14 protein-coding genes are annotated in these 12,945 nt (G+C 65.7%); 10 read left to right on the top strand and 4 right to left on the bottom strand.

Features of this window, described 5'->3' with window-relative positions:
• Window positions 1-12 precede the first annotated feature (12 nt).
• Entirely contained in the window at window positions 13-873 is an 861-nt protein-coding gene (locus tag MNI96_RS20010; RefSeq protein ID WP_249696030.1) for an AraC family transcriptional regulator, read from the top strand.
• A gap of 68 nt (window positions 874-941) precedes the next feature.
• Window positions 942-1,343: a DUF2000 domain-containing protein gene (locus MNI96_RS20005; RefSeq protein ID WP_249696028.1), complete on the top strand. Its 402-nt coding sequence runs from the start codon at window positions 942-944 to the stop codon at window positions 1,341-1,343.
• A gap of 26 nt (window positions 1,344-1,369) precedes the next feature.
• Here MNI96_RS20005 and hisI read toward each other — a convergent pair whose 3' ends face one another.
• Window positions 1,370-1,822 (bottom strand): phosphoribosyl-AMP cyclohydrolase, encoded by a 453-nt coding sequence (hisI, locus tag MNI96_RS20000; protein ID WP_249696026.1) that lies wholly within the window; start codon window positions 1,820-1,822, stop codon window positions 1,370-1,372.
• A 48-nt stretch (window positions 1,823-1,870) separates the two neighbouring features.
• On the bottom strand, window positions 1,871-2,506 hold the full coding sequence (gene folE / locus MNI96_RS19995; protein ID WP_067334636.1) for a GTP cyclohydrolase I FolE: 636 nt from the start codon (window positions 2,504-2,506) through the stop codon (window positions 1,871-1,873).
• Between the two features lie 271 nt (window positions 2,507-2,777).
• Here folE and MNI96_RS19990 point away from each other — a divergent pair, with 271 nt between their 5' ends.
• The 6 genes from MNI96_RS19990 (at window position 2,778) to MNI96_RS19965 (ending at window position 9,518) form a co-directional block, all read left to right on the top strand.
• Complete coding sequence (locus MNI96_RS19990) at window positions 2,778-3,215, top strand: iron-sulfur cluster assembly scaffold protein (protein WP_249696025.1); 438 nt, start codon at window positions 2,778-2,780, stop codon at window positions 3,213-3,215.
• Between the two features lie 11 nt (window positions 3,216-3,226).
• Window positions 3,227-3,580, top strand: a complete 354-nt coding sequence (gene yidD / locus MNI96_RS19985; protein WP_249696023.1) for a membrane protein insertion efficiency factor YidD — start codon at window positions 3,227-3,229, stop codon at window positions 3,578-3,580.
• A 167-nt stretch (window positions 3,581-3,747) separates the two neighbouring features.
• Window positions 3,748-4,935 carry a GNAT family N-acetyltransferase/peptidase C39 family protein gene (locus MNI96_RS19980; RefSeq protein WP_249696021.1) on the top strand — a complete coding sequence of 396 codons (1,188 nt, stop codon included), beginning with the start codon at window positions 3,748-3,750 and terminating at the stop codon, window positions 4,933-4,935.
• Window positions 4,936-4,940: 5 nt separating this feature from the next.
• Window positions 4,941-6,395, top strand: a complete 1,455-nt coding sequence (locus MNI96_RS19975; protein WP_249696019.1) for a RimK family ATP-grasp domain-containing protein — start codon at window positions 4,941-4,943, stop codon at window positions 6,393-6,395.
• A 147-nt stretch (window positions 6,396-6,542) separates the two neighbouring features.
• Window positions 6,543-8,498, top strand: coding sequence for a threonine--tRNA ligase (gene thrS, locus MNI96_RS19970; protein WP_249696018.1), 1,956 nt, complete (start codon window positions 6,543-6,545; stop codon window positions 8,496-8,498).
• Between the two features lie 150 nt (window positions 8,499-8,648).
• Window positions 8,649-9,518, top strand: a complete 870-nt coding sequence (locus MNI96_RS19965) for a lysophospholipid acyltransferase family protein (protein ID WP_249696016.1) — start codon at window positions 8,649-8,651, stop codon at window positions 9,516-9,518.
• 14 nt (window positions 9,519-9,532) lie between these two features.
• Here the strand turns inward: MNI96_RS19965 and MNI96_RS19960 are convergent, their stop codons facing one another.
• Window positions 9,533-10,582 carry an RgsD C-terminal domain-containing protein gene (locus tag MNI96_RS19960; protein ID WP_249696014.1) on the bottom strand — a complete coding sequence of 350 codons (1,050 nt, stop codon included), beginning with the start codon at window positions 10,580-10,582 and terminating at the stop codon, window positions 9,533-9,535.
• A 224-nt stretch (window positions 10,583-10,806) separates the two neighbouring features.
• On the opposite strand from MNI96_RS19960, the gene MNI96_RS19955 reads away from it, so the two are divergent.
• On the top strand, window positions 10,807-11,391 hold the full coding sequence (locus tag MNI96_RS19955) for a nitroreductase family protein (protein WP_249696012.1): 585 nt from the start codon (window positions 10,807-10,809) through the stop codon (window positions 11,389-11,391).
• A gap of 2 nt (window positions 11,392-11,393) precedes the next feature.
• Window positions 11,394-11,996 carry a flavin reductase family protein gene (locus tag MNI96_RS19950; protein ID WP_249696120.1) on the top strand — a complete coding sequence of 201 codons (603 nt, stop codon included), beginning with the start codon at window positions 11,394-11,396 and terminating at the stop codon, window positions 11,994-11,996.
• Between the two features lie 65 nt (window positions 11,997-12,061).
• Here MNI96_RS19950 and MNI96_RS19945 read toward each other — a convergent pair whose 3' ends face one another.
• Window positions 12,062-12,943 (bottom strand): HpcH/HpaI aldolase/citrate lyase family protein, encoded by an 882-nt coding sequence (locus tag MNI96_RS19945; RefSeq protein WP_249696010.1) that lies wholly within the window; start codon window positions 12,941-12,943, stop codon window positions 12,062-12,064.
• Between the last annotated feature and the right edge of the window lie 2 nt (window positions 12,944-12,945).

The raw sequence follows: 12,945 nt of genomic DNA, 5'->3' as shown, positions 1-12,945 counted from the left end.
TGGCGAGCTCGCTTGAGCCACCACGCGGCGGGGGGCGACCTGGAGCGGAGAAGACGCGGCATCATGCGGGCAAACCGCTATCACCATCTCGGCTGGCATCACGGAATCGAACTGTTCGAGGCCGCCTTCAGTACCCAGACATTCGCGCGGCACGCACATGCCGGCTTTGCTATCGGCGCCATCGCCGAGGGCGCGGGTGGATATGTCTGTCGCGGCGAGAGCATGATTCTTCCTGCAGGCACGCTGTCGCTGATGAACCCGGAAGAGCCGCATACCGGCCATGCCGCGGCCGGACGCGTTCGCTACAACATGCTTTATGCGAGCGAGGATGCGGTTCGCGAGATTCTGGGTCTTTCGCAGTTGCGCGGCTTTGCGGAGATTGCGCCACGCGACCGGGCCCAGGTTCTGACGCAGGCGCTGGGCGTGCTGGCCGCAAGGCTGAATGCGGCCAAGGGGCGCGACTGGCGATTGGCGGCAGAAGAAGCGATCCACCGAGTGCTCGCCTGTGCCTTTTCGCTGCATGGGCGCACCGAACTGCGGCCCGCAGGACGGGAGACAGCGGCGATCCGCAGGCTCAGGGAGCGCATCGCAGCCGGCGTGGAGGCGGGGGAGAGCCTGACCCTTCGGGAATTGTCGGCCGAAGCCGGTCTTGCGCCGTCCTATCTGGTGCGCAGCGTCGCGAAAGTGACCGGCATGACCCCGCATGCACATGTCTTGCAGCACCGTGTCGATTTTGCTCGGCAGCTGTTGCTGGATGGAATGCGTGCGGCGGAAGCGGCGGTGGCCGCCGGTTTTTGCGACCAGGGCCACATGATCCGTCAGTTCCGGCGGCACTGCGGGGTCACGCCCGGTGCCCTGGTCCGTCACAGCTAGGTCAATTTCGTCCAATCCGCGCCAGATCAGGCGTGGCAAGGGCAAGCCCCTGACAACAGGGGAATGCCATGTCGATCAAGCCTGTAATCATTCTGTCCGACAGCCTGCCGGTCGGGCTCAAGGCCAATTTCGCGGCTGTGCTGGGGATGAGCCTTGGCCGGTTCGAGCCTGCTCTCGTCGGAGCGGACACGCCAACGAGCGACGGTATCGTTCTTGCCGGAATCACGACGGTGGCGCTGCCGGTGCTGGGTGCCCCGCAAGAAGAACTGCCCGTCCTCTTCGCGGCGGCCGAGGGCCTGCCGGTTCGCCTTGCCTATATGCGCGCGGCTTTCGAGGCCCGCAACTACGGGGATTATTCGCAGCGTATCGCAGCCGCGCCGCTTGCCGGCCACACGCCGCATGCGGTTCTGCTGGCCGGGCCGCGCAAGGCGGTCGACCGAATCTGCGGCAGGTTGCCGCTGTTGCGGTAGTGAGGGATTGCGGGGAGATGCCGCGGTCAGCCGCCGTAGACGTCCTTGGGATCGTAGACCCGCTCGCCGCCGGCCTGTTCCAGGCCGACTCTGCCGTCCTCGCCCGAAACGATGCGGCGATAGAAGCACGACCGGTATCCGACATGGCAGGTGGCGCCATTGCCGGCGACGCGCACCTTCATGACCAGGGCATCCTGGTCGCAGTCGGTGAGGAGTTCGACGACCTGCTGGACCTGGCCGGAGGTGCCGCCCTTCTTCCAGTATTCCTGGCGGGACCGGCTCCAGTACCAGGCCTCGCCCGTCTTGATGGTGCGGGCGAGAGCCTCGGCATTCATGTAGCCGACCATCAGCACGGTGCTGTCGTCGGCATCGGTGACGACACAGGCAATGAGCCCGTCGGCATCGAACTTCGGCTGGAAAACGTTGCCGTTTTCCAGCTCGTTCTTGTCGCCGCGCCCGGCGAAGCGAATGTCCGTCATGTGTCTTCCGTCGACGCCGGGCGGCGCCTTGTCCTTGCGTGTGCCCGATCAGTCGCGACGGCCGCCGCGAACCAGGCTCATGAAGCGGACCTGCTCGCTGGGATCGTCCCGGAACACGCCGGTGAACTGGGTGGTGATGGTCGAAACGCCCTGCTTCTGCACGCCGCGCATGGTCATGCACTGGTGCTCGGCCTCGATCATCACGGCGATGCCGCGCGGAGCAAGATGCGTGTCGATCGCATCGACGACCTGGGCCGTCAGGTTCTCCTGCGTCTGCAGGCGCTTGGCGAAGATGTCGATCACGCGCGCGATCTTCGACAAGCCGACGACGCCTTCCGACGGATAGTAGGCGACATGAGCCTCGCCGACGAAGGGCAGCATGTGATGTTCGCAATGCGAGAAGAACGGGATGCCGCGCACGAGCACGATGTCGTCATAGCCGCCGACATCCTCGAAGGTGCGCTTCAGGTGTTCTGCCGGGTCCTGGAAGTAGCCGGAGAAGATTTCTTCATATGCCTTGGCGACGCGCTTGGGCGTGTCGAGCAGGCCCTCTCGCTCGGGATCGTCTCCGGTCCAGGCAAGCAGCGTCCGCACGGCCGCTTCCACTTCCTCGCGCGACGGGCGCGGGCGGGTGGCCGCCGCGGTGTCGTCGCGGGTCGTGACCGGCTTCAAGATGGCATCCATTGCGGGATCTCCCGATTGTACTGTATTCCGCATCCCTTACGCCGCCCCCGTGATTTTGGACCACTGGAGTTTCTCGAAGTGCTGGCCCCGGGCGGCGGAGGGGTCGCATGCCATGTTGTTTGAATTACGGCAATTCTTCGCGACCTGTCCGGCCCGGCCGCGACCTGAGACCTGTGTGTCCATTTCTTTCCCGCGTTCCACCCTATATAAGAAATGCCAAATGGCTGTGAAGCCGGTTGCTCCGGCGTCACGCTGTCTTGATGAGGCGCCTATGCTCGACGACATCTACAACTCGAAGATCCTCGAACTCGCCGGCAACATCCCCTGCCTCGGCCGTCTCGACGCACCCGATGCCTCCGCGAAGGCGCATTCAAAATTGTGCGGCTCGACGGTGGTTGTCGACCTGAAAATGCAAGAAGGAGTTGTGACCGATTTCGCGCAGGACGTCAAAGCCTGCGCGCTCGGACAAGCTTCGGCGTCTATCGTGGCGCGGCATATCAAAGGTGCGACGCTGAGCGATCTGCGCGAAGCGCGCGACGCGGTGCTTGCGATGCTGAAGGAAAACGGGCCGCCGCCGAGCGGGCGTTTTGCCGAGGCTGCCGTGCTGCAGCCGGTGCGCGACTTCAAGGCCCGTCATGCCTCCACCATGCTGGCCTTCGAGGCGGTGGTGGAAGCTGCCGAACAGATCGAGGCGCGGCGCGCTGCCTGAAGGATCGGGGCATGTGTACTGGTCGGCCCGCCCACGACAGCAAGGGCAAGGACGCGCCAGGCGTGCCTGCTCGCATCGGTCTCCTGCTGATCCGCATCTACCAGCTGACCCTGTCGGCCTTTATCGGCCGTTCCTGCCGCTATGCGCCGACCTGCTCGGGATATACGGCCGACGCAATCACTCGCTACGGATTGTGGGCCGGAAGCTGGATGGGCGTGGCGCGCCTGCAGCGCTGCCGGCCCGGCGGCGGCAGCGGCTTCGACCCGATCCCCGAGGACTTGCCGGAGAGGGCCCGATGGTATCTGCCGTGGCGCTACGGGCGTTGGACGGCGGACCATATCGACCCGGCGACGCGGCTCGATTAAGGGCGTTTCCCGCGGCCATGCGAATTCCGTTGGAGCCATGCGAAACCCGTTGAAGACGCAAGGCGAATTTGGAGATAGAGGCCTTTCAGGCCATCATTGGAAAAGCGCCACGAGCGAACAGGCGGCAACCGGTGATCGACCCAGCAGATCCCCCCGGAGATCCGGACTTGAACACTCTCGAGACAGGGCCGGCCCCGGCACCTGAAGCCGGCCGCGAAAGCGCGCCGGAAACCGACCCAGAACCTCGACCCGGCGGCGACAGGCCCACCCTGCGCGCCGCCAGACCGGAGGATCTTTCCGCGCTTGTCGAGGTCGAGGAAGCCTGCTTCTCGCAGGACCGGATCTCCCGGCGCTCCTTCCGCCGCTTCCTGGAAAGCCCCGGCGCCTCCTTCGTCATTGCCGAGCGGGCGGGCAGGATCATCGGCTATGCCCTGTTGCTGTTCCGTTCCGGGACGGCGCTTGCGCGGCTTTACTCCTTTGCTCTGCGCGAGGAGATGCGCGGTTTCGGATACGGCCGGGCGCTGCTGGCGGCGGCGGAGGCAGACGCCTTCGCTCGCGACCGCATCGTGCTGCGACTGGAAGTGCGCGAGGACAATGTCACCGCGCGCGGGCTCTACAGCAAGGCAGGATACCGGGTGCACGGGCGGGTCGCCGACTACTACGAGGACGGCACCGCCGCGCTGCGGATGGAGAAGCTTCTGCACGACGAGGCGGCGCCGCGCTCCGCCGTGCCCTACCACCCGCAGACGACCGAGTTCACCTGCGGGCCGGCCTGCCTGATGATGGCGCTCAAGCATTTCGACCCGGCCACCGACCTGGGCGAAAGGCTCGAGCTGCGGCTCTGGCGGGAATCGACGACCATCTACCTCGCCTCCGGCCATGGCGGCTGCGGGCCATTCGGTCTTGCCGTTGCGGCCGCGAGCCGCGGGCTTTCCGCCGAGGTTCGCCTGTCGCCCCCGGGGCACCTGTTCATCTCCTCCGTGCGTGATCCCGACAAGCAGCGGGTGATGCAGATCGTGCAGGACGACTATCGCGCCGAGGCGCGGCGGCTCGGCATTCCCGTGATGGAGGAGCAGTTGCCCGCCCGGGCGCTGGCAGAGACGGTGCGGGCGGGCGCGCTGGCCATCGTGCTGATCTCCGAATACCGCATGCTCGGCCGGCGCGGCCCCCACTGGGTGCTGGTGCAGGGCGAGGATGCACGCCACCTCTTCATTCACGACCCCTGGCTCGGCTACGAGGGGTACGAGACGCCGCAGGACGCCTCGAACCTGCCGGTGCCGGATGCCGAATTCGACCGCATGGCCCGTTGGGGCAAGCCGCCGGTGCGCGCGCAGATCATCTTGAGAAAGGGCTGAGACCGATGGCTACATGGGTCGTTCTCGTCGACAATCCGAAAGATTTTTCCAACGCCGACACGCCCCACAAGGTGATGAGCGTGCGCGACTACATGCTGCGCCCCAAGCTCTTCACCGGCACCAACCCCAACATCATCAACCTGTCGCGGTCCTTCGCCTACCAGGGGGCGGGTTACTATGCCTCGCTGCTGGCCGAAGCGCGGCAGCACCGGGTTCTGCCCAATGTCGAGACGATGATCGAGCTGTCGCGCAAAGGGTTGTACCGGCACGCGCTGCCGGAGCTGGAGGACAGCCTCAACCGGTGTCTGGCAAAGGCGGACGGCGTCGGCGACAGGCTGCTGGTCTGCCTCGGCCAGACGGAGATCGCCGCGCTCGAACCGTTTGCGCGCCTGTTGTTCGATTGGTACCGGGCGCCCATCCTGGAGGTGAGCCTCGGCAAGGACAGCTGGCGGGCGATCACCCGCATCCGCGTTGTGCCGATCTCCGATCTCGACGAGGCCTCGCGCAGCTTCCTGAGCGCCAGCCTGGAAAGCTACACGCACCGTGCCTGGCGGGCGCCCAAGCAGCGCTTGCCGATGAAATACTCGCTGGCTGTTCTCACCAACCCCAAGGAAGAGCTAGCGCCATCGAGCCAGGCGTCTCTCCGTCATCTGGCCAAGGTCGCTGCCCGCCAGGGCGTCGAGATCGTGCCGATCGGCAAGGGCGACCTCGACCGGCTGGCGCAATACGATGCGCTGTTCATCCGCGAAACGACGAATATCGACAACCACACCTACCGCTTCGCGCGCCGGGCCGTGCAGGAGCGCATGCCGGTGATCGACGATCCGGTCTCGATGATCCGCTGCACCAACAAGGTCTATCTCGCCGAGCTGATGGAAACGCACGGCATTCCGATCCCGAAGACGGCGATCCTGTCGAGCGTCAAGGAAGCGGTGGGACTGGAGGCGCGGCTCGGCTCGCCGGTGGTGCTGAAGATCCCGGACGGCTCGTTCAGTCGCGGCGTGTTCCGCGTCGCGGGCGAGGCGGCCATCGCCGCCAAGGCGAAGGAACTGCTGGAAGACAGCGACATCATCATCGCACAGGAATACTGCCCGACCGAGTTCGACTGGCGCATCGGCGTGCTGGACGGTGAGCCGCTCTTCGCCGTGCAGTATCTGATGGCCAAGAAGCACTGGCAGATCGTCAAGCACGAGGACGGCAAGCAGGCGAAGGAGGGAAGTTTCCGCTCCATCTCGCTCGCCGAGACGCCGCCCGCCGTCGTGGAAACCGCCGTTCGCGCCGCCCGCCTGATCGGCGACGGGCTGTATGGCGTCGACCTCAAGTCCTTCGGCGACCGGGTCGTCGTCATCGAGGTCAACGACAATCCAAACCTCGATCACGGTGTGGAGGACTCGATGGAAAAGGACGCGGTCTGGGAGCGGCTGGTGCGCTGGTTCGTCCGCCGGATCGAGGCGCGGTAAGGGCTTTCCGGCAGTGTTGGCGGCCAGGCCGGTTGCCCCTTGCGGCCAAATCACCTAAATGGAGCGCGGTTCGCGCCGGCATTTTGCGTGTGCGCCCGACCATAAACGCTTACCTGCCCTGTTTGCAGGAGTGAGCCGGAGACAGACATGATCCATCTGACCTTTCCCGACAATTCGGTTCGCGACTTTGCGCCCGGCGTGACCGGCGCCGAGATCGCTGCCGGCATTTCCAAGTCGCTGGCCAAGAAGGCGGTCGCGGTGACGCTCGACGGAGAGCTCGCGGACCTGTCGCTGCCGATCGAGCGCGACGCCCGGCTGGAAATCGTCACCCGCGAAGATCCGCGGGCGCTGGAGTTGATCCGCCACGACGCCGCCCATGTCATGGCCGAGGCGGTGCAGGAACTGTGGCCGGGGACGCAGGTGACCATCGGTCCGGTGATCGAGAACGGTTTCTACTACGACTTCAAGCGCGACGAACCCTTCACGCCCGACGACCTGCCGGTCATCGAGAAGAAGATGCGCGAGATCATCCAGCGGGGCGATGCCTTCACCCGCGAGGTGTGGTCGCGCGACGAGGCGAAGCGCCACTTCCTGGAAAAGGGCGAGACCTACAAGGTCGAGCTGGTCGACGCGATTCCTGCCGACCAGGACGTGAAGATTTATCGCCAGGGCGCGTGGCTCGACCTGTGCCGCGGACCGCACATGGCCTCGACCCGCCAGGTGGGCGACGCCTTCAAGCTGATGAAGGTGGCCGGTGCTTACTGGCGCGGCGACAGCAACAACGAGATGCTGACCCGCATCTACGGCACCGCCTGGGCCAACGAGGCCGAGCTCAAGGCCTATCTCCACATGCTGGAGGAGGCGGAGAAGCGCGATCATCGCAAGCTCGGCCGGGAGATGGACCTTTTCCATTTCCAGGAAGAGGGGCCGGGCGTCGTGTTTTGGCACGCCAAGGGCTGGAGCCTGTTCCAGAGCCTGGTCGCCTATATGCGCCGCCGGCTTGACGAGGACTATGACGAGGTTAACGCGCCGCAGATCCTCGACACCTCGCTGTGGGAAACCTCCGGTCACTGGGGCTGGTACAAGGAGAACATGTTCTCCGTGCAGTGCGCCGATCCGGAAGCCGAGGACACTCGCCTCTTCGCGCTGAAGCCGATGAACTGCCCGGGCCACGTGCAGATCTTCAAGCACGGGCTGAAGAGCTATCGCGACCTGCCGCTGCGGCTGGCCGAGTTCGGCGCGGTGCACCGCTACGAGCCTTCCGGCGCCATGCACGGGCTGATGCGCGTGCGCGGCTTCACCCAGGACGACGCCCACATCTTCTGCACCGAGGAGCAGATGGCGGCGGAGTGCCTGAAGATCAACGACCTGATCCTCTCGGTCTACGAGGATTTCGGCTTCAACGAGATCGTCGTGAAGCTGTCGACCCGGCCGGAAAAGCGTGTCGGTTCCGACGAGCTTTGGGATCATGCCGAAGCGGTGATGGAAAAGGTCCTGAAGCAGATCGCCGACCAGTCGGGCGGGCGCATCAAGACCGACATCCTGCCGGGCGAGGGCGCGTTCTACGGACCGAAGTTCGAGTATACGCTGAAGGACGCCATCGGGCGCGAGTGGCAGTGCGGCACCACCCAGGTGGACTTCAACCTGCCGGAACGCTTCGGTGCCTTCTATGTCGACAAGGACGGCGAGAAGAAGACCCCGGTGATGATCCACCGCGCCATCTGCGGTTCGATGGAGCGCTTCCTCGGCATCCTGATCGAGAACTTCGCGGGCCATTTCCCGCTGTGGCTGGCGCCGCAGCAGGTGGTCGTCACCACCATCACCTCCGATGCGGACGACTACGCGAGCGAGGTGCAGGCGGCGATGAAGAAGGCAGGCCTGCGGGCTGAGCTCGACCTGCGCAACGAGAAGATCAACTACAAGGTCCGAGAGCACTCGCTGGCCAAGGTTCCGGTCATCGTCGTGTGCGGCAAGCGCGAGGCGGAAGAACGCACGGTCAACATCCGCCGGCTGGGCTCGCAGCAGCAGTCCGTCACGGGTCTCGACGAGGCGATTGCCGCGCTCGTCGAAGAGGCGGTGGCGCCGGACCTGCGTCGGGGCTGAAACCGTCGCAAGCGGTGTTCAAAAAAGAGCCGGCCGGGGATCTCCCGGTCGGCTCTTTTCGTACGGCACGTTCCGGAATGTCGCGCTCCTGTCATGCAAGACGGTCTAGATCGGGGTTTCTTCCGCACAGGCGAATTCAGGGGCCGGGTGGTGAAGGAAACGGAACTCAGCTACGCCAACGAGGCGCATTCGTGGACCAAGCGTGTCGTGATCCGCGGGATAGAGACGCTGTCGGGACGCAGTTACCTGCTCGGCTACTATCGCTACTGGCGCGATGCCGTCGCCGCGACCTCGACCACCAAATGGAGCGACCTGCTGGCGCTGATCGGCGTGGATGTGGTGGTGGAAGAGGGCAGCTGGCCGCCGGAGAACCTGCCGGACGGACCGCTGGTGATGATTGCCAACCACCCTTACGGGCTCGGCGACGGACTGGCGATCCTGTCGCTCGCCGAACGGTTAGGGCGTCCCTACCGCATTCTCATCAACAACGAGCTCCTGAAGGCGCCGGAGATCCGCCCTTACGCGCTGCCCATTGACTTCGAGGAGACGGCGGACGCGCTCAGAACCAACATGCGCACCAGGCAGGAGGCCCTGCGCCTGCTCGCCGAAGGCGTCACGATCATCGTGTTCCCCGGGGGCGGGGTGGCGACGGCCGACCGGCCCTTCGGCCGCGCGCGTGAGCTGCCGTGGAAAACCTTCACGGCCAAGATGATCCGCGCGGCCCGTGCCACGGTCATCCCGCTGTTTTTCGATGGCCAGAACTCGCCGCTCTTTCACCTGGTCTCGCGCTTTTCGCTGACGTTGCGCCTGTCGATGTATATCCGCGAGTTCCGCCGGATCATGGGTTGCGATCTGGCGGTGCGGGTAGGCGCACCGATCCCGTATGAGGAGCTCGCAGCTTTCGGCGATCAGAAGGCGATGACCGAGCATCTGCTGGCGCGCGTGGTCGCGATGGCGCCGGCGGTGCCCAGGCGGCGGGGCAGGCCTGACCGGCGCCGGCTGCGGCGGATCGCTGCCTGAGACCTGCTCAGGGACTACTGCTTGAGAAGTGAGCTCGTCAGGACCTCGACCTCGCCGTGGGCGGCGGTCTTCACCTCGAAATCGCGCGAGTAGAGCTTGTCCTCGTTGCGCGCGATCACCTGATATTCGCCCGATGCCAGTACGAAGGCCGGGAAGGCGCCCGTGCCTTCCACCACCGTATCGCCGCCGGGGGTCAGCACCGACCAGTTGGTGTTGGCAATGGCCTCGCCTCCCGGCTGGTTGACCAGCTTCAGCGTGACGCGGGCCGCGTCGTGATAGACCGTCGCCTCGGTCAACTTGCCTGGCTCGACGCGGATGTCGGCGCGCACCGTGGCGTTGACGGCGCCGTAGCGGCTGACGATGTGGTAGGTGTCTGCGTTCAGCCGCACGATGTCGCCCGGCTTCACGTTGTTGGCGACGATCTTGCGCTCGCCGCGATTGTTGAACTCGCGCTCGTAGATGTCGAACACCAGCCGGCCGGTGCGGATCGGCTGATTGCCGGAGAATTGCGCGTCGAGCTTGATGCCGCCGGCATTGAGCACGACCGTCTGGCTGGTGAGGCCGTTGCGCACGGAGATGCGGCTGGTGCGGCCGGCATAGCCGAAGGCGGTGTGGACGAAATAGTCGCCCGGAGCCAGGCGGAAGTCGGCATCGCCTCCGGTTGCCGTTGCCACGAGTTCAAGGCGGCCCGTGTCATCCAGCGTCGGCCGGTAGACGCGCCAGGTGACGCCCTGCGTCAAGGCGGGGCCATCCTCGGAGAGGCGCGCGACCATGTAGACCGGACTTTCCGTGCCCTGGTCCGGCATGCCGGTGTCCGGCGTGATGGCCGGGGCGTAGGGCACGACCGGCGTCGACGAGCCGGGCACGGCATTGCCACCGAACAGATCGCCGAGGGGCGGTGCCGCCGGTTCTTCGGGGGCGGCTTGCGTATCCGCGTCCTCCGTCGGTGCGGCCTCCAGTTCGTCGGGCTTGGCCGGAGGTGTCACCACCTCCTGCGCATGGAGCGGGGAGATCGCCAGACCGACGGCGCAAAGCGCGATTGCGAAAGCCCTGAACACCTGCATTTGCCGGCTGCCTGCCCCTGTCTCGTAACGAAAGCGAACGGGAGAAAACCCGCCCCTGGGTTCCACTCCAAAACTGGGGCAATTTCAAGTCATCTGTCGCCTGCAACCCCGGCAAGATTGACAGGCGCGAAAACCCGTCTAGGTCATGAAGGCGAAAGCGCGGTTCGCGCCCCTTCCATCCCGTGCCGACCCGTTCGCGGCCGGCGCCGACAAAAAGGCAGAAAATGACGACGGAGCAATCCGAAACCCTGCACTTGATGCTCACGCGGCGCTCGCATCCGGCCATGACCATGGTCGAGCCGGCGCCGGAAGGCGAGGCCCTGCGCACCATCCTAGAGGCCGCCTCGCGCGTGCCCGATCACGGTAAGCTGGTGCCCTGGCGCTTCATCCTCATCCGCGGCGAGTCGCGGGCCGAACTCGGCAAGAAGCTGCTGCCTTTGGTCGAGGCGCGCGAAGGCGAGCTTTCTGGAGAGCGGCGCGATCAGGAACTGACGCGCTTCACCCGTGCGCCGCTGGTGATCGCCGTGGTGAGTCGCGCCGCCGTACATCCCAAGATCCCGGTCTGGGAGCAACAGCTGTGCGTCGGTGCGGTGTGCATGAACCTGGTGATGGCGGCAAATGCCAGCGGCTTTGCGGCGCAATGGCTGACCGAATGGATGGCCTTCGACGACGACGTATCGTCGCTGCTGGGCCTTGCCGAAGCAGAGCGCATCGCGGGCTTCATTCATCTCGGCACGCCCTCCCAGCAGCCGAGCGAGCGCCCCCGCCCCGACCTTGACGACCTGATCAGCGAATGGAGTGCCGCATGAACATGTACAGCTACGAGGTCGCCAAGGGGCACGGCCTGCCGCACAATCCGTTCAAGGCGTTGGTGGCGCCGCGGCCGATCGGCTGGATTTCCAGCCGGGCTGCCGACGGGGCGGTCAACCTTGCCCCCTACAGCTTCTTCAACGCGGTCTGCGACACGCCGCCGATCGTGGTGTTCTCTTCGTCCGGCTACAAGGACTCGGTCGCCAATGTCGACGAGACGGGCGATTTCGTCTTCAACCTTGCAACGGAAGACCTGAAGGACGCCATGAACACGTCTTCGGCGCCGTTCGACAAGGGCGTGTCGGAGTTCGAAAAGGCCGGCCTGACGGCGCAGGAGTCTCTGCTTGTCGGTGCGCCGCGGGTCGCCGAGGCGAAGGCCGCACTCGAATGCAAGCATCTGCAGACGATCCGCCTGACGGCTCATGACGGCACGCCGACAGACAGCTGGATGGTGCTGGGCGAGGTTGTCGCCGTGCATATCGACGAGGCCATGCTGGTCGACGGGCTGTTCGACGTGACGAAGGCGCGGCCGCTCTCGCGGCTTGGTTACATGGACTATGCGGTGGTCGACAGCGTGTTCCAGATGCGCCGGCCCAGGGCCTGAGCATCTGCCGCTTCCGGAGTTGGTTGGCAAGGCCGGAGGGCATGTTCCTCCGGCCTTTTGTTGTGTCAGGCGGTGGCAACGATACCGGCGCGCGCGAGTACCTTTTCGGCCCGGCGCAGGTGCGGCCGGTCGAGCATCTCGCCGTCGAGACCGACGACGCCGGGATTGCCGGCAGCTGCGAAGGCCTCGAACACCTGCCTCGCCTTGGCGATCTCTTCGCTCGAGGGGGTGAAGACTTCGTTGATCACCGGAACCTGTGCGGGGTGGATGGCCATCTTGCCGGTGAAGCCGTCGTTCAGCGCTTCCAGCGCCTCGGCCCGCAGGCCGTCCATGTCCCGGAAATTGGTGAAGACGGTGTCGATGGGGGCTACTTCGGCCGCGACCGCGCCGAAGAGGCAGAGGTTGCGCGCCAGCCAGAACGGGCCCGAATAGCGCCCGTCCGCAGTCCGGTTGCCGAGCGCTCCGAGATCGGCCGACAGGTCTTCCGCGCCCCAGGTGAGGCCGGCAAGGCGCGGGCTCGACGCGGGATAGGTGCCGAGATTAAAAACCGACGCGGCGGTCTCGGTGGCGACGACGATCACGCGGGTCGCGCCGTCGGCAAGTCCCTGCTCGGCCTCGTGCACTGCAAGCTTGGCCGCAAGGTGCTGTACGTCGCGGCCGGAGATCGACTTGGGCAGCATGATGCCGTCGGGCGCTGCTCGCATCACGGCGGCGAGGTCTGCGTCCGTCTCGCCGGTGTCGAGCGCGTTGACGCGGACATAGAGGCGCGGGCGGGTCTCCAGCTCGCGGTTCGCCGCGAGAAAGGCGGTGGCCGTCTCGCGTGCCTTCGGCTTGGCCTCGAGCGCGACGGAATCCTCCAGGTCGATCAGGAGCACATCGGCGCCGCTCGTCAGCGACTTCTCCAGCTTGCGCTCGCTGTCGCCCGGAACGAAGAGGAGCGAGCGCACGC

Origin of the sequence: Stappia sp. WLB 29 (genome assembly GCF_023507705.1) — a bacterium.
Taxonomy (GTDB): domain Bacteria; phylum Pseudomonadota; class Alphaproteobacteria; order Rhizobiales; family Stappiaceae; genus Stappia.
This window is presented reverse-complemented; position numbering and strand designations above follow the sequence as displayed.